This window comes from Brevundimonas halotolerans (assembly GCF_003730275.1).
GTDB classification, from domain to species: domain Bacteria; phylum Pseudomonadota; class Alphaproteobacteria; order Caulobacterales; family Caulobacteraceae; genus Brevundimonas; species Brevundimonas halotolerans.
In genome coordinates, this window is sequence record NZ_QTTA01000017.1 from 172,555 (window position 1) to 187,607 (window position 15,053).

Genomic DNA, 15,053 nt, shown 5'->3' on the forward strand with positions numbered 1-15,053 from the left:
ACGGAGGCGACACCTGTGGCGAACGAGAGGCGTCAACCCTGCCCGTTAATGCTTAAGGCCGCGTTGCCAAGGGTCGCTAGAGCCGTGTCTCGCCGTCGAGGATGGCCTGGCGGGCGGCGGGGGTCAGTTTGGTGTAGCCGGCCTTGCCGCCTCGCACGAACAGGGGGCCGTCGACCTTGTCCGGGTCGAAGCCGTCTGTGACCAGATCGACCTTGCGGTATTTGAAGGTGCCGGTGGTGTCGACGGCCTTCATGACGCGCACGAACTGGGGCTGTGCATAGGACGGCAGGTTGGCCTCGACATATTCGGCAAAAGCGGTGGCGCCGAAACGGCCCTCGACGACCAGCGCGACCATGCCGGCCTTGCCGTCCTGACCCGGGACGGGGACGCCGTAGGCGATGACTTCCTTGACGCCCGGCGCCTCGGCCAGCCGCTGTTCGACCTCGGCGGTCGAGACATTCTCGCCCTTCCAGCGGAAGGTGTCGCCGATCCGGTCGATGAAGTAGAAATAGCCCTCGCGGTCCTGACGCATCAGGTCGCCGGTGCGAAACCAGCGGTCGCCGGGCTTGAAGACGTCGGTCAGGATCTTTTTCTGCGAGGCGGACTTGTCGGCATAGCCCGAGAAGTCGTGGCGGGTGTCATCGCCGATCATGCCGATGGCCTCGCCGACCTCACCGACCTCGGCCAGGCGGCAGCGCCCGTCAGAGCCGCGCACCGGGGTTTCGGTGTCGAAGTCGAACTGCACCAGACGGATGTTGACCTTGCCCTTGACGAACCAGGGCACGCGGCCGATCGCACCGGGCTTACCGTCGAAATTGAAGACCGAGACATTGCCCTCGGTCGAGCCGTAGAATTCAAGGATTTCAGGGATGGCGAACCGGGTCTTGAAGTCGTCCCAGACGTCGGGGCGCAGGCCATTGCCATAGGCGAGGCGCAGTTGGTGGGCGCGCTCGTCCTCATGCTCGGGGCTGTTGACGAGGTAGCGGCACAGCTCGCCGATGTAGACGAAGACGGTGGCGCCGGACTTTTTCACATCGGGCCAGAAGGCGGTGGCCGAGAAGCGCTTGCGCAGCACCAGCTTTCCGCCGTTCAGCAGGGCCGGGCCGATGCCCACCAGACCGCCGGTCGAGTGATAGAGGGGCAGGACGTTGTAGATGACGTCCTTTTCGGTCGTGGCCGTACAGCCTGCGAAGGCGCGCATGTAGGTGCGGGCGCGCGAATGGGGCACGCGCGCGGCCTTGGGCATGCCGGTGGTCCCGGACGTATAGATGTAGAGGGCGGTCGAGCGATTGGTCAGGCCCGCCCGCGCGCTGGGGGCCGGGCGCACGGACGATGCGCTGCGGAGCGGGGTGTCGAGGTCGCGGCGGTCGCTGACCTCGTCCTCATCGGCGAGGCCCAGCACCCACAGCATCATGTTGCGGTCGGTATGGGGACGGGCGTCCTCGAGCGCGCGCCAGCAGTCCTGATCGGTGATGATCTGGGAGGCGCCGGAAATCTCGATGCAGTGGCCCAGAGCCGGGCCGGTCAGGTTGGTGTTGATCAGGGCGGTGGCGACGCCGACCTTGGACAGGCCGAACCAGGCCGCGAGGTATTCGGCCCGGTTCAGCATGACCAGGGCGACCGTATCGCTGCGCTTCAGATTGCGGCCGCGCGCCCAATGGGCGAAGCGGTTGGCCATGCTGTCGAACTCGCGATAGGTCAGGCTGCGATGTTCGTCCTCGATGGCGATGCGGTCGGGGAAGCGGTCGACGGCCTCCTCGAGGTCGTCACAGACCAGCACCGTACTGTCGAGATCGATCGGCTTGATGCGCGAAAGCAGGCGACGCAGTCCGGCGGCAAACTTCAGATCCCGTCGGATATTGGCCAGCAAGCCCATGATCGCCCGATCCTCCCTGTGCGGCTGTTTCACCGGTGATGACGGGCCGGAGGCGTCAGGTCAACCACGAGGGGAATCGTCGGGTGCTGCGGGACGCGGTTTGTGGGCGGGCGTGGCGCGCGTGCCCCGGTGACGCAGGGTCAAGCGCGCCGGAAAGTTACTCGGCCGGCGGGAACTCCAGCTTCGACACGTCATAGCCCAGCTCGGCCGATCGCCGGACGAGGGCCTGAAGCTCGGCATCGGTCGGAATTTCGCGCGTGTAGATGAACAGCTTTTCGAAGGTCGGGTCAGCCGAGATGAACCAGCTGTAGTCCTCGGCCCGGTCGAGGATCCAGTAGTCCCAGGTGACGAAGCCCGCGACATAGCGGACGCGCAGCCGGGTGTTGGTGCCGGGATCGAGGATTTCGCCGCGCCCGCCAATGGCCTTTTCGCGACCGTCCGGGGTGTCGACCTGACAGGTGTCCAGCACATCGACGCGGGTCTCATTGACCAGGGTATAGTTGGAGGCCCCGGCCACACAGCCGTCCGTGATCGACATCGGCAGGCGGGCGACCTCGAGCCAGCGCCCCGAATACAGGCGTTCGGCGTCGACGGGCTTGAGCGGCGCGGGCGCGCGATATTCCGACGGCGACGGGGCCGTGACGCAGGCGCTGACCATCAGGGCCAGGGCAGCGAGGGCGGACAGGCGAACGAGGGTCATGGTCAGGGCTCCGGGCGGGCAGGTACCGCAGATACGCCGGGGGATCGCCTCCGGACGCGGATCGTCAGGTGATTTCGAGGTCGCGCGGCGGGCGGATGCGGCGAAAGCGACCCTCGACGAAGGCAAAGGCGCCGAAGGCCATCATCCCCAGCGCGGTGGCGCTCAGAAGCCACGGGCCGGCCGGCAGGGTCTCGACCGCCTCGAGCGCGCCGCCAAAGCTGGTGATCGCCGACTCGCGCTCGCGGAACCCCGCCAGCATAACCAGACCGGCCAAGGGGAAATAGGCGAGGCCCCGGGCGACATAGCCGATGTGGGCCAGAGGCACGACGCGCTTGCATATCTTTTCGGAACAGGCGAGGTCGCGGGCGAAATCGGACCGGAAGCCGCGCACGACATTGCCGACGCCGACCGCCAGAATCACCAGACCGACGCCGATCAGCATGGCCTGTCCGAACGGCAGCTCCATCAGGGCGCGCGCCTTCTCCTGATTCTCCGCGACGTCCTCGCGGGTTGGATTGGCGAAGACCTCGTCCAGCACCTCAAAGACGGTCGAGGCCAACAGGCCGTAGACCACACCGCTGATCGCCTGCCCCGCCCTCTTGCCAAGGGCGGACAGGTCGCTGCCTTCGTTGTCGGCATCGAAGACTGACTGCAGCACCCGCCACAGCACAAAGGCCCAGAGGCCGAGCCCGAGGGCCATCAGCCATAGCCGTCCGAAGGGCTGTCGCGCCAAGGTTTCGACCACGCCGGTAGACCCGGCCGTCTGACTGGTCAGGTCGTGGGCGGTCAGCATCAGGATCACCCCGATCGACAGATAGACAAAGCCCCGCGCGCCATAGCCGAAACGGGCCAGAGCCTCGAACACGGCCGGCAGGGCGGGCCGCCGCCGCCAGAGCCTGCGCGCCTTCCTGATCAGTCTTTCGGTGCGGTGTTCAGCCCAGCGGATATCCATCGGCGGCATCAACTCTCCAAACCGCAGGAAGCTCCGCTTGTGAGGCGGGTACCGAGCCCCTAATTGGCAGAGCCGGACACGAGGGGGACGGAATGCAGCCGGTCATTTCTATCGACGGCCTGACAAAGACCTATGCCAGCGGCCATCAGGCGCTGAAGCAGGTCGATCTGGAGATTTCAAAGGGCGAGATTTTCGCCCTGCTGGGGCCGAACGGGGCCGGCAAGACGACGCTGATCAGCACCATCTGCGGGATTGTTACCCCCAGCACCGGCACGGTGCTGGTCGACGGGCACAATATCCAGTCCGACTATCGCAAGGCGCGCGAGCGGATCGGCCTGGTGCCGCAGGAACTGACCACCGACGCGTTTGAAACCGTCTGGGCCACCGTCACCTTCAGTCGCGGCCTGTTCGGCCGGGCACCGAACCCGGCCTTTATCGAGCAGACGTTGCGGGATCTGAGTCTGTGGGACAAGAAGGACGCCAAGCTGATGACCCTGTCGGGGGGCATGAAGCGCCGGGTGATGATCGCCAAGGCGCTCAGCCACGAGCCGGACATCCTGTTCCTTGATGAGCCGACCGCCGGCGTTGATGTCGAATTGCGCCGCGATATGTGGGCCTTGGTGCGGGGCCTGCGCGAGCGGGGCGTGACCATCATCCTGACCACCCACTATATCGAGGAGGCCGAGGAGATGGCCGACCGGGTGGGCGTGATCCTGAACGGCGAACTGATCCTGGTCGAGGACAAGACCAAACTGATGAAAAAACTCGGCAAGAAGACGCTGACGTTGAACCTGCAGGATCCCATGCAGGCCGTGCCGACCGAGCTGGCCGAATGGAAGGTCACGCTGAAGGCCGACGGTAATGAGCTTGAGTATGTGTTCGATGCCAATGCCGAGCGCACCGGCGTGCCCTCGCTGCTGCGCGCGGTCAGTGATCTGGGCATCGGTTTCAAGGATCTGAACACCGCCCAGAGCTCGCTGGAGGACATCTTCGTCAGCCTGGTCCATCGCGACAAACCGGCCCGACCGTCGACCGGTGAAGGAGCCGCATCATGAGCTTCAACGCCTATGGAGTCTGGGCCATCTATCGCTTCGAGATGGCGCGGGCGCTGCGCACCTTCTGGCAGTCGATCGTCACCCCGGTCATCACCACGGCCCTCTATTTCGTGGTCTTCGGCTCGGCCATCGGCAGCCGCATGACCGAAATCGACGGTGTGGCCTACGGCGCCTTCATCGTGCCCGGCCTGATCATGCTCAGCCTGTTCACCCAGTCGATCTTCAACGCCAGCTTCGGCATCTATTTCCCGAAATTCACCGGCACCATCTACGAGATTCTGTCGGCGCCCATTTCGCCGTTCGAGATCGTTCTGGCCTATGTCGGGGCGGCGGCGACCAAGTCGATGGTGCTGGGGCTGATCATCCTGGCGACGGCCGCGCTGTTCGTGCCTCTGCGGATCGAGCATCCGCTGATGATGATCGCCTTCCTTGTGCTGATCGCCACCACCTTCTCGCTATTCGGCTTCATCATCGGCATCTGGGCCCAGGGGTTCGAACAGTTGCAGATGATCCCCATGCTGGTCGTGACCCCGCTGACCTTCCTCGGCGGGTCCTTCTATTCGATCGACATGCTGCCGGGCATCTGGCGGACCATCTCGCTGTTCAACCCGGTCGTCTATCTGATCTCGGGCTTCCGCTGGGCCTTCTATGGGGTCGGGGACGTCAGCGTGGGCATCAGCCTGACGGCGACGCTGGGCTTCTTCTTCACCTGTCTGGCGATCGTCGGCTGGATGTTCAAGACGGGCTACCGGCTGAAGGCCTGATGGCCCGTCAGCCCGGCGACTTCATCGGCACATAGCCGCGATCGACCATGCGCCGGAGCCCCTCATAGGCCTCGGACAGTTCCTCAAACGCGGTGCGAGCGGCGGTCAGGCGGGCGATCTGGTCGGGCGTGGACGGGGCGCCGGACTCGGACTGGCGCAGCGCCTCGGCCACCCATTTGGCGCGGGCGGTCGCCACGGTGATCGCCAGCCGCTGGAAATGACCGGCGTCGACCGAGGACAGCATCTGGCCCACAACCTCGCGGTTCGAGACATAGGCCGTGTAGTCGATCTGCTCCATCAGGCCGCGCAGGCGGCGCTGTTCGTGCGGGTCGATGTCCTGGGGTTCGAAATGATCCCGGGTCCGCCGGTAGCTGGACGTCTGGATGGTCGACATGGCGCACCTCTGAAGGCGTAAGCCCTCAGGGTGGGCCCGGTCGGTTAACGGGGGGTTTCGGGCTCACCCTTGCGATGCAGGGCCTGACGGACCGCCTCGAAGGTCGACTGGACGTCCTCGGACGGGGCCTTGCCCGCCATGCTGACCAGCCAGATGGCCAGCCAGCTGAGGATGAAGCCCGGCACGATCTCATAGACGCCGCTGCCCTGCGACAGGGTCTGGCCATCGGCCAGCACGGGCGCGTAGATCCAGACCAGAACCGTGACCGCGCCGACGATCATGCCGGCCAGGGCGCCATTGCGGGTCATGCGCTTCCAGGTCAGCGACAGGATCACCAGCGGCCCGAACGCGGCCCCGAAGCCGGCCCAGGCATTGGAGACCAGGCCCAGAACATTGTTCGAGGGATCGTAGGCCAGGAAGATGGCGGCCAGCGACACGGCCAGCACGGCCAGTCGACCGATCATGACCAGTTCCTTCTGGGGCGCATTCCTGCGCAGGAAGATGGAATAGAAGTCCTCGGTCAGCGAACTGGACGACACCAGCAGCTGGGACGAGATGGTGCTCATGATCGCCGCCAGAATCGCCGCCAGCAGGAAGCCGGTGATCAACGGATGGAACAGCACATCCGACAGGATGATGAAGATGGTTTCGGCATCGGCGACCTCGACCCCCATGCGGGTGGCATAGGCCAGGCCGACCAGACCGGTGCCGAGCGCCCCGATCAGGGTGACCAGCATCCAGCTCATGCCGATATTGCGCATGGCCGGCACATCCTTGAGCGAGCGTACGGCCATGAAGCGGACGATAATGTGAGGCTGGCCGAAATAGCCGAGACCCCATGCCATGGCCGAGATGACGCTGATAATCGTCGCCCCCTCGAACAGGTTGAGGAGGCCGGGATCGATGCCGCGCACCGTCTCGGTCATCGCGTCGACGCCGCCGATCTGCATCAGGGCGACGATGGGCACCAGGATCAGGGCCACGAACATGATGCAGCCCTGCACAAAGTCCGTCAGGCTGACAGCCATGAAGCCGCCGACCATGGTGTAGGCCAGCACCACGCCCGCCGTGATCCACAGACCCCACGCGTAATCGAGGCCGAAGGCGCTCTCGAACAGCTTGCCGCCCGCGACAAGGCCCGAGGAGGTGTAGAGCGTAAAGAAGACGACGATGACCAGCGAGGAGATCACGCGCAGCAGGCGCGACCGGTCCATGAACCGCTTGTCGAAATAGTCGGGGATGGTGATCGCGTCATTGGCCATCACCGTATAGGTGCGCAGGCGGGGGGCCACGATCAGATAGTTGGCCAGCGCACCGAGGAACAGGCCGATGGCGATCCAGGCCGAGGACAGGCCGGACAGATACATGGCCCCCGGCAGACCCAGCAGCATCCAGCCGCTCATGTCCGAGGCCCCTGCGGACAGGGAGGCGACCGCCGGTCCCAGCTTTCGCCCGCCCAGCATATAGCCCGACACGTCCGAGGTGGACTCGCGGTACGAGTACAGCCCGATGCCCAGCATCAGGGCGAAATACAGGCCGAGGGTGATCCAGGTTCCGGTTTCCATACGCGAAGGGGTAGCAGCGTTGCCGCAATCGGGTCCACCCCCCGCCACATTCCTGAACGGAACAGCTGGCGTTGCCACGGGTTAGCCATAGTCAGGGACAAGCTAATGTGTCCCACACCTTGTGATGGAGAATTCGATGAATGACCGTCTGAAACGACCCGCAATCCTGTCGGCCGCTGCGGTCGGTGCTCTGGGCCTGTCGCTGGCCGCCTGCGCCGGTATGGGACCGCGCGATGGCACCTATACCCAGCAGCTGGACGCGCTCCGGGCCGACTGTGATGCCCGTGGCGGCATCCTGACCCCGACCGGTGCGCAAAGCGCTGCGCCCGAGCGGGACTATGCCTGCGAAATCCGTGGGCTGCCGTCCAGCCGCACGCGTTGATGCCTAGGACCGGAGGCGCCAGCGGGCACCTTCGGCTCCGTCCATGACCTCGACGTTGAGCGCGGTCAGCCGGTCGCGGATGCGATCCGCCTCGGGCCAGTCCTTCGCAGCCCGGGCGGTGGCACGCTGTTCGATCAAGGCCTCGACCTCGGCCGCCAGATCGTCGGAGGCATCGCCCTTGAGCCATTCGGCCGGGTCCGACTGGAGCACGCCGAGAACATCGGCTGATGCAAGCAACTGACCCTTGGCCTGCGCAACAGCAACGGCGTCGCCTGCGGTCAGCCCGCGTTCGATCTCGCCGGACAGCGCAAACAGCACCGCCATCGCGCCGGGAGTGTTCAGGTCGTCCTCAATGGCCTTGAGGAATTCGGCGGCCGGCTCGTCGGTCGATGCGGCGACGTCGGCAGAGCGGGCCAGCGCGCCATACAGCCGGTCCAGCGACTTGCGACTTTGATCCAGCAGGTTCTGGGTCCAGTCCAGCGGCTGCCGGTAGTGGGCGGACAGCAGGGCCCAGCGCACCACCTCGCCCGGAATGGCCTGCACCAGATCGTGGAGCAGCAGCACATTGCCGAGCGACTTGGACATCTTTTCCGCGTCGAGCGTCAGAAAGCCGTTGTGCATCCAGTAGCGGGCATAGTGGTCGTGCGGGCGCTCGCCATGGGCATGGCCGTGGGCGCAGACGCCTTGGGCGATCTCATTCTCATGGTGGGGGAAGGCCAGGTCGATGCCGCCGCCGTGGATGTCGATGGGCAGGCCCAGCACCTGTTCGATCATGGCCGAGCATTCGATGTGCCACCCCGGACGGCCCGGGCCCCAGGGGGACGGCCACTCCGGCTCGCCCGGCTTTGACGGCTTCCACAGGACGAAGTCGTGGGGGTTCTTCTTGTACGGCGCCACCTCGACCCGGGCGCCGGCGATCATGTCGTCCAGATTGCGGCCCGACAGCGCGCCGTAGGCCTCGTACGAGGACACATCGAACAGCACATGGCCCTCGGCCGCATAGGCGCAGCCCTGCTCCAGAATCGCTCCGATCTGGGCCACGATGGCATCCATGTGATCGGTGACATGGGGGGCGATATCGGGCGGTGTGACGTTCAGCCGCGCCATGTCCTCGAGGTAGGCGGCCTCATAGCGGGCGGTGATCTCTCCGATCGGCACGCCCTCCTTCGCCGCCTTGGCATTGATCTTGTCATCCACGTCGGTGACGTTCCTGGCATAGACGACGTGTTGGGCCCCGTAGCGACGGCGTAGGAGCCGCACCAGAACATCGAAAACCACCGGCGGGCGCGCATTGCCGATGTGGGCAAAGTCATACACCGTCGGTCCGCAGACATAGAGGGTCACGCGCGTCTGATCACGGGGCTCGAAGACCCGTTTGGTGCGAGTCAGGGTGTCGTGGAGCACGAGAGGCATGGCGGGGGCCGGTCCGGCTTGCTTGCGGGGAAAGGGGATCATCCCATATAGCCGGGACGGGACGGGTCCAACCACACAGTTCGTTCCCGCAGAAAAAAGGGAGAGCGGCGCGCGTCATTTCCGGAACCCTCGTTCCGGCGCAACTTCGTCGCCATTACATCGATATGGATGCCATTGTGCAAAAGCCCAGCCTGGTCACCGACGCCGACACCAACGCCATCATCCGTCCGTCGCGCGAAGAGGCCATGCAGGCCGTGCGCACCCTGCTGGCCTGGGCCGGTGACAACCCCGACCGCGAGGGCCTGATCGATACGCCCAAGCGCGTGGTCGACGCCTATGGCGAATGGTTCGAAGGCTATGGCGCCGATCCGGCCAAGGAACTGTCGCGCACCTTCGAGGATGTGCAGGGCTATGACGACATGGTGCTGCTACGTGACATCGAGGTCGAGAGCCACTGCGAGCACCATATGGCGCCGTTCCTCGGCAAGGCCTATGTCGCCTATGTGCCGACCGAAAAGGTCGTGGGCATCTCCAAGATCGCCCGCGTGGTCGAGATCTTCTCCAAGCGACTGCAGACCCAGGAAGTCCTGACGAACCAGATCGCCGGGGCCATCGAATCGCACCTGAAACCGGCCGGCGTGGCCGTACTGATTGACGCCGAACACCAGTGCATGACCACCCGCGGCGTCCATCACCGCCATGTTTCGACCATCACCACCCGCTTCACTGGCGTCTTCAAGAGCGATCCGGCGCAGATGGAGCGGTTTTTGAAGCTGGCGAGGGGCTGAGAAGGGTCGGCGGGTTCGCCCGTCAGGCGTAATCCTCAGAATCGGAACCCTTCAGGGCCTCTGACCGCTTTACAAGCGCCGTCAGGATCGCCAAGAGACGGTTGAAGCTGATCCACACGTACGCCCCGAGCGGCGGCATGACACGGAGACGACCCCATGGGCGCCAAACTTTCGGGACCGAGCGGTGGCAAGACCATCAGCCAGAACGCGGACATCAACGTCACGCCGTTCGTCGACATCATGCTGGTGCTGCTGATCATCTTCATGGTCGCCGCGCCGCTGGCCACCGTGTCGATCCGCCTGGACCTGCCGCCGGCAACGCCGCCCGAGCCGGGCCAGGAAATCGTTGAGCCGGTCGTCATCAACATCCAGGAATCCGGACAGCTGTATGTCGGCGTGGGTGACGTGCTGACCGAAACCGACATCACGCGTCTGCCGGTCGACGCCTGTGCGGCTCTGGGCGGCGGCGCCTGCCAGGAAGAGCGCGTCTTCATCCGGGCCGACGCCGAGGTCGCGTACAATGAGTTCATGACCGTCATGAACACCCTGCAGCAGAACGGCTTTCTGAAAGTCGGCCTGATGAACGAAGACATCATGTAGGCATCGGGCCAACCGCCTGATACCGAAAGGGCCGCTCCTGTCCGGGGCGGCCCTTTTTCAATTCGGAGCGCGTACAATGACCAAGGACGAGGTCGACGCCCTGATCATGGCCCTGCCCGGGGCGGAACACAGCACGGCCTATGGTCAGCCCTGCTGGCGGATTGCGGGCAAGTTCCTGACGCGACTGCGGGCCGAGGACGACAGTCTGGCATTGGATGTCGGCTCGATCGAGCGGCGCGACATGCTGGTCGAGGTCGACCCCGAGGTCTTCCACATCACCGACCACTATCGCCCCTATGCCTATGCGCTGATCCGCATCGAGCGGGTCGACCCGGACTGGCTGAAGGCCGAACTGGCCAGCCGCTGGCGTAAGGTCGCGCTGGCGAAACTGAGGAAGGCCCATCCGGAGATGGCCGAGGCCGGCTGAGTGCGCCCTTGATACTTCGGAGATCAGCCCCAGCTAAAGTCCCCTCCCCACGCCGAAGGATTTCCCCATGGCAACGGCCGACACCCTGACCGTCGACGGATACGACATCCCCCTGCTGGGGCTGGGCACCTGGCAGCTGGAGCCGGACGATGCGCGGCGCATGGTCGGTCACGCCCTGACGAACGGCTATCGCCACATCGACACGGCCTGGATCTACCGGAACGAGAAGGGCGTCGGCGAGGGCATCCGCGATGCCGGTCTGGCGCGTGGTGACTTCTGGCTGACCACCAAGATCTGGGTGGATCATTTCAGCCACGACGCCTTGCTGAAGCAGGCCGAGGAATCGGCAAACAGCCTGGGCACGGCGCCCGACCTGCTGCTGCTGCATTGGCCGAAGGCGACGCCGCCGCTGGTCGAGACGATCGGGGCCCTGAATGAAGCTAAGGCGCGCGGCCTGACCGCTGCCATCGGCCTGTCGAACTTCCCGTCCGGCGAGTGGAAGAAGGCGCAGGACCTGTCCGAGGCGCGGCTGATCACCAATCAGGTCGAATACCACCCCTATCTGTCGCAGAAGACGTTGATCGACACGGCCCGGGACCTCGGGTCATCCGTCACGGCCTGGTCGCCGCTGGCCCAGGGCAAGATCGTCGAGGACGCCACGATCCGCGCCATCGCCGAGGTCCACGGCAAGTCGGTCGGACAGGTGACCCTGCGCTGGATCGTGCAGCAGGGCGTGATCGCAATCCCCAAGACCTCGAAGGAAAGCCGCGCGGCCGAGAACCTCGACATCTTCGACTTTGCCCTCACCGAAGACGAGATGGCCCGCATCCACGCCCTGGCCCATCCGGGCGGTCGTCTGGGTGACTGGATTGATCCGGTCTTTGAATGGGATCAGGATACCTCCCAATCATATTGAACCTGGGGAGGTTCGCAGATGGGCAGTGTCCTGGCGTTTCCGGGAACGAACCCGGGTGATGTCGCGGTCGGACGTCGGCTGAAGCACTGGCGAGACCAGCGCGGGTGCGATGTCGATGCGCTGGCGGGAGCGCTGAAGCTGACGCCGGAGGGGGTTCGCCGGCTGGAAAGCGGCCGCGCCCACATGAACTCGACCCAGATGGCCGTCGCCACCCGCCACCTGCACCTGCCGGTCTGGGCGCTGGTGTCGGACACACCGGCCTACTGAGCGACATCCTGGCCGCGTGACAGACGCCGCGGGCCCGCCTAAGCGTGGGCGCATGGCCTACAAGTCCCTGCGCGAATTCATCGAGCTGCTGGAAGCCGAGGGCGAGTTGGTGCGCGTTCGCGAGCCGGTCTCGACCCAGCTGGAGATGACCGAGATCCAGACCCGGTTGCTGCGGAACGGCGGCCCGGCGGTGCTGTTCGAAAAGCCGGTCATGCCGGACGGTTCGATCAGCCCCATCCCCTGCCTCGCCAATCTGTTCGGGACGGTGAAGCGCGTCGCCATGGGCGTGACGCTGGAGGGCAAGAGCCGCACCACCGCCGCCGAACTGCGCGAGGTCGGCGAGCTGCTGGCTTTCCTCAGGAATCCGACCCCGCCGCGCGGTCTGGCCGATGCCATGGAGATGCTGCCGCTGGCCAAGACCGTCATGGCGATGCGGCCGAAGGTGGTGAAAAAGGCGCCAGTGCAGGAGGTGGTGCTGAAGGGCGATCAGATCGACCTGACCGCCCTGCCCGTCCAGGGCTGCTGGCCCGGCGAGCCCGCACCACTGATCACCTGGGGTCTGGTGGTGACCAAGGGCCCGTCCGACGACCGCGAGGACGACTTCAACCTCGGCATCTATCGCATGCAGGTGCTGGGCAGGGACAAGGCGATCATGCGCTGGCTGGCCCACCGCGGCGGAGCCCAGCACTATGCCCGGCACAAGAAGGCCGGCAAGCGCGAACCCCTGCCCTGCGCCGTTGTGCTGGGCGCCGACCCGGGCACCATTCTGGCGGCCGTGACGCCGGTACCGGATACCCTCAGCGAATACCAGTTCGCCGGACTGATGCGCGGGGCCAAGGCCGAGCTGGTGCCCTGCAAGACCGTGCCGCTGATGGTGCCCGCCACCGCCGAGATCGTGCTGGAGGGCCACGTCCTGCTGGACGAGCACGCGCCCGAGGGGCCGTACGGTGACCACACGGGCTATTACAACTCGGTCGAGACCTTCCCGGTGTTTCAGGTGACGGCCGTCACCATGCGTCGCGACCCGATCTATCTGACCACCTTCACCGGCCGCCCGCCGGACGAGCCTAGCGTGCTGGGCGAGGCGCTGAACGAGGTCTTCATCCCCCTGCTGCGCCAGCAGTTTCCCGAGATCGTCGACTTCTGGCTGCCGCCCGAGGGATGCAGCTATCGCATCGCCGTGGTGTCGATGAAGAAGGCCTATCCGGGCCATGCCAAGCGCGTGATGATGGGCTGCTGGAGCTATCTGCGGCAGTTCATGTACACCAAATGGATCATCGTGGTGGACCACGACATCAACGCCCGCGACTGGAAGGACGTGATGTGGGCCATCTCGACCAAGATGGACCCGGCACGCGACATCACCGTCATCGAAAGCACGCCAATCGACTATCTGGACTTTGCCAGCCCCGAGAGCGGCCTCGGCTCCAAGATCGGCCTCGACGCCACCGACAAGCTGCCCCCTGAGACCAAGCGCGAATGGGGCGAGGAAATCCGCATGGACGAGGCCGTGGTCGAACGGGTGTCGGAGATGTGGACCCGCCTGGGATTACCCGGTGACGGAACGCCGATCTGGAAGTGAGGGCTTGGCCGTGTTATAACTTCGTTGCAACGGAGTTCGGCCATGGCCACCTCAATCCGGAAAATCGGCAACTCGCAAGGTGTCATCCTGCCAAAGCCGGCGCTTCAGGCGCTGGGCGTAGCGGAGGGCGGCGCGGTGGAGTTTGTCTATGAGCCCGGCAAGATCAGCATTGTCCCGGCGCAGCGACCTGTCCGCGAGGGATGGGAGGAAGACGCCAAAGCGATCGCCGCCGCAGGGCTGACCGATGAGGAGCGCGAGTGGGTAGACGCCGATCTGTCAGACGATATCCCCGACGCCTGGGATGCCCTTTCCGAGGCAGACATGCAACGCGTCGAGGCTGAACTGCTCGCTGACGGCGTGGTGAAACCATAGTGCCGAAGCGCGGCGAGGTGTGGTGGGTGAAGCTGGACCCCACCGTCGGACACGAGATTCGCAAGACCCGTCCGTGCATGATCGTCTCGCCGGACGAGATCAATCGCCATGGCACCTGCATCGTCGTGCCTCTGACCAGCAGTCAGGGTCGGCGCTACCGCGTCGCTACGTCCATTTCCGAAAAGCCGGGTGCGGCGGCCGTGGATCAGGTTCGAATGATTGATCACGCACGGCTGGGCCGTCGCATTGGCGAGGCTGAAGCCGGTATCCTGAGCGCCACCCTGGCGGTGCTTCGTGAGATGTTCGAGGAATAGGGCGACGACAGGCGTCGCACTTCAGGGGGCCACATGAGCGCGTTCGAGTTCTTTTTCAGCTTCTATGGACTGTTGCTGGGGTTATCGGTGGCGGAGCTGGTGGGCGGGTTTTCGCGGGTGCTGCATGAGCGCGAGCGGATCCGGTTCGGCTGGCTGACGCCGCTGCTGGCGATCTTTGTGGCCATCGACATCGCCACCTTCTGGAATCAGGCCTGGGTGATCTTTCGCTTTGCGCCGTTCAACTTTGCCCTGCTGGTGCTGGGGCTGGTGGTGGCGGGGACCTTCTACGTTGCGGCCAGCGTGACCTTTCCGCGGGTGGCGACCGAGGGGAAGAGGCTGGACCTCGACGACCACTTCTGGGCGCACCGGCGGATCGTGTTTGCCTGTGTGCTGGCGGCCAATCTGATCGTGGCGGCAACCTTCTTTGCCATCACCGGACTGAGCGGCGAGATTGCCCGGATTCCGCTGGGGCCGATCTTCTGGATCGGGCTGGCGATCTTTATCGGCGGCACCTCGATCGGGGCCTTTGCGCCCTCCCGCAAGTGGGTCATCGGGGCGCTGGTCGTGCTCGTCGCCTACCACGTTTTCACCACCGCTCGGGCGCTGACCGCGCTGGTCCAGGCCGGGGGCTGGTCGCTGCTGGGAAGCTAGCCCAGACGTTGCGGCCCTCTGTCCGGCATGATCAA

General features: G+C 65.2%; 18 protein-coding genes. 12 read left to right on the forward strand and 6 right to left on the reverse strand.

All coding sequences use genetic code 11. The features are described 5' to 3' along the window. Positions 1-76 precede the first annotated feature (76 nt). The 3 genes from EG854_RS08470 to EG854_RS08480 form a co-directional block, all read right to left on the reverse strand. Positions 77-1,876, reverse strand: coding sequence for a long-chain-acyl-CoA synthetase (locus tag EG854_RS08470; protein WP_123287673.1), 1,800 nt, complete (start codon positions 1,874-1,876; stop codon positions 77-79). A gap of 157 nt (positions 1,877-2,033) precedes the next feature. Continuing rightward, entirely contained in the window at positions 2,034-2,576 is a 543-nt protein-coding gene (locus EG854_RS08475) for a lipocalin family protein (protein WP_123287674.1), read from the reverse strand. Positions 2,577-2,640: 64 nt separating this feature from the next. Next, a complete protein-coding gene (locus tag EG854_RS08480; protein ID WP_206423390.1) occupies positions 2,641-3,537 on the reverse strand; it encodes a DUF1206 domain-containing protein in 897 nt (298 codons plus the stop codon). A gap of 83 nt (positions 3,538-3,620) precedes the next feature. Here EG854_RS08480 and EG854_RS08485 point away from each other — a divergent pair, with 83 nt between their 5' ends. Both EG854_RS08485 and EG854_RS08490 read left to right on the forward strand, forming a co-directional pair. After that, positions 3,621-4,583, forward strand: coding sequence for an ABC transporter ATP-binding protein (locus EG854_RS08485; protein ID WP_123287675.1), 963 nt, complete (start codon positions 3,621-3,623; stop codon positions 4,581-4,583). Then, positions 4,580-5,347 carry an ABC transporter permease gene (locus EG854_RS08490; RefSeq protein ID WP_123287676.1) on the forward strand — a complete coding sequence of 256 codons (768 nt, stop codon included), beginning with the start codon at positions 4,580-4,582 and terminating at the stop codon, positions 5,345-5,347. Before EG854_RS08485 ends, EG854_RS08490 begins: the two co-directional genes overlap by 4 nt. Before the next feature lie 7 nt (positions 5,348-5,354). Here the strand turns inward: EG854_RS08490 and EG854_RS08495 are convergent, their stop codons facing one another. Then, entirely contained in the window at positions 5,355-5,741 is a 387-nt protein-coding gene (locus EG854_RS08495; RefSeq protein ID WP_123287677.1) for a hypothetical protein, read from the reverse strand. 44 nt (positions 5,742-5,785) lie between these two features. Continuing rightward, entirely contained in the window at positions 5,786-7,306 is a 1,521-nt protein-coding gene (putP, locus tag EG854_RS08500; protein WP_123287678.1) for a sodium/proline symporter PutP, read from the reverse strand. 136 nt (positions 7,307-7,442) lie between these two features. On the opposite strand from putP, the gene EG854_RS08505 reads away from it, so the two are divergent. Beyond that, positions 7,443-7,688, forward strand: a complete 246-nt coding sequence (locus tag EG854_RS08505) for a hypothetical protein (protein ID WP_123287765.1) — start codon at positions 7,443-7,445, stop codon at positions 7,686-7,688. 3 nt (positions 7,689-7,691) lie between these two features. Here the strand turns inward: EG854_RS08505 and cysS are convergent, their stop codons facing one another. Further along, complete coding sequence (gene cysS / locus EG854_RS08510) at positions 7,692-9,101, reverse strand: cysteine--tRNA ligase (RefSeq protein WP_123287766.1); 1,410 nt, start codon at positions 9,099-9,101, stop codon at positions 7,692-7,694. A gap of 164 nt (positions 9,102-9,265) precedes the next feature. On the opposite strand from cysS, the gene folE reads away from it, so the two are divergent. The 9 genes from folE (at position 9,266) to EG854_RS08555 (ending at position 15,018) form a co-directional block, all read left to right on the forward strand. Beyond that, positions 9,266-9,889: a GTP cyclohydrolase I FolE gene (gene folE / locus EG854_RS08515; RefSeq protein ID WP_123287679.1), complete on the forward strand. Its 624-nt coding sequence runs from the start codon at positions 9,266-9,268 to the stop codon at positions 9,887-9,889. Between the two features lie 156 nt (positions 9,890-10,045). Then, the gene (locus EG854_RS08520) at positions 10,046-10,489 is read left to right on the forward strand and encodes a biopolymer transporter ExbD (RefSeq protein WP_123287680.1); all 444 of its coding nucleotides are present in this window, start codon (positions 10,046-10,048) and stop codon (positions 10,487-10,489) included. A 76-nt stretch (positions 10,490-10,565) separates the two neighbouring features. Next, positions 10,566-10,916, forward strand: a complete 351-nt coding sequence (locus EG854_RS08525; RefSeq protein WP_123287681.1) for an MmcQ/YjbR family DNA-binding protein — start codon at positions 10,566-10,568, stop codon at positions 10,914-10,916. A 67-nt stretch (positions 10,917-10,983) separates the two neighbouring features. Then, entirely contained in the window at positions 10,984-11,832 is an 849-nt protein-coding gene (locus EG854_RS08530; RefSeq protein ID WP_123287682.1) for an aldo/keto reductase, read from the forward strand. An 18-nt stretch (positions 11,833-11,850) separates the two neighbouring features. After that, positions 11,851-12,099, forward strand: a complete 249-nt coding sequence (locus tag EG854_RS08535; protein ID WP_123287683.1) for a helix-turn-helix domain-containing protein — start codon at positions 11,851-11,853, stop codon at positions 12,097-12,099. Between the two features lie 52 nt (positions 12,100-12,151). After that, positions 12,152-13,681: a UbiD family decarboxylase gene (locus EG854_RS08540; RefSeq protein WP_123287684.1), complete on the forward strand. Its 1,530-nt coding sequence runs from the start codon at positions 12,152-12,154 to the stop codon at positions 13,679-13,681. A gap of 42 nt (positions 13,682-13,723) precedes the next feature. Then, positions 13,724-14,053: an AbrB/MazE/SpoVT family DNA-binding domain-containing protein gene (locus EG854_RS08545; RefSeq protein ID WP_123287685.1), complete on the forward strand. Its 330-nt coding sequence runs from the start codon at positions 13,724-13,726 to the stop codon at positions 14,051-14,053. After that, positions 14,053-14,367, forward strand: a complete 315-nt coding sequence (locus tag EG854_RS08550; RefSeq protein ID WP_123287686.1) for a type II toxin-antitoxin system PemK/MazF family toxin — start codon at positions 14,053-14,055, stop codon at positions 14,365-14,367. The genes EG854_RS08545 and EG854_RS08550 overlap by 1 nt, the downstream gene beginning before the upstream one ends. Before the next feature lie 33 nt (positions 14,368-14,400). After that, positions 14,401-15,018, forward strand: coding sequence for a hypothetical protein (locus EG854_RS08555; RefSeq protein ID WP_123287687.1), 618 nt, complete (start codon positions 14,401-14,403; stop codon positions 15,016-15,018). Positions 15,019-15,053 lie beyond the last annotated feature (35 nt).

Bases quoted from the DNA above. Each gene is read 5' to 3' on its own strand.
- EG854_RS08545 (WP_123287685.1), top strand. From the start codon at position 13,724: ATGGCCACCTCAATCCGGAAAATCGGCAACTCGCAAGGTGTCATCCTG.
- EG854_RS08490 (WP_123287676.1), top strand. From the start codon at position 4,580: ATGAGCTTCAACGCCTATGGAGTCTGGGCCATCTATCGCTTCGAGATG.
- EG854_RS08505 (WP_123287765.1), top strand. From the start codon at position 7,443: ATGAATGACCGTCTGAAACGACCCGCAATCCTGTCGGCCGCTGCGGTC.
- EG854_RS08485 (WP_123287675.1), top strand. From the start codon at position 3,621: ATGCAGCCGGTCATTTCTATCGACGGCCTGACAAAGACCTATGCCAGC.
- EG854_RS08555 (WP_123287687.1), top strand. From the start codon at position 14,401: ATGAGCGCGTTCGAGTTCTTTTTCAGCTTCTATGGACTGTTGCTGGGG.
- folE (WP_123287679.1), top strand. From the start codon at position 9,266: ATGGATGCCATTGTGCAAAAGCCCAGCCTGGTCACCGACGCCGACACC.
- EG854_RS08495 (WP_123287677.1), bottom strand. From the start codon at position 5,741: ATGTCGACCATCCAGACGTCCAGCTACCGGCGGACCCGGGATCATTTC.
- EG854_RS08525 (WP_123287681.1), top strand. From the start codon at position 10,566: ATGACCAAGGACGAGGTCGACGCCCTGATCATGGCCCTGCCCGGGGCG.
- EG854_RS08530 (WP_123287682.1), top strand. From the start codon at position 10,984: ATGGCAACGGCCGACACCCTGACCGTCGACGGATACGACATCCCCCTG.
- cysS (WP_123287766.1), bottom strand. From the start codon at position 9,101: ATGCCTCTCGTGCTCCACGACACCCTGACTCGCACCAAACGGGTCTTC.
- EG854_RS08480 (WP_206423390.1), bottom strand. From the start codon at position 3,537: ATGCCGCCGATGGATATCCGCTGGGCTGAACACCGCACCGAAAGACTG.
- EG854_RS08540 (WP_123287684.1), top strand. From the start codon at position 12,152: ATGGCCTACAAGTCCCTGCGCGAATTCATCGAGCTGCTGGAAGCCGAG.
- EG854_RS08535 (WP_123287683.1), top strand. From the start codon at position 11,851: ATGGGCAGTGTCCTGGCGTTTCCGGGAACGAACCCGGGTGATGTCGCG.
- putP (WP_123287678.1), bottom strand. From the start codon at position 7,306: ATGGAAACCGGAACCTGGATCACCCTCGGCCTGTATTTCGCCCTGATG.
- EG854_RS08520 (WP_123287680.1), top strand. From the start codon at position 10,046: ATGGGCGCCAAACTTTCGGGACCGAGCGGTGGCAAGACCATCAGCCAG.
- EG854_RS08475 (WP_123287674.1), bottom strand. From the start codon at position 2,576: ATGACCCTCGTTCGCCTGTCCGCCCTCGCTGCCCTGGCCCTGATGGTC.
- EG854_RS08470 (WP_123287673.1), bottom strand. From the start codon at position 1,876: ATGGGCTTGCTGGCCAATATCCGACGGGATCTGAAGTTTGCCGCCGGA.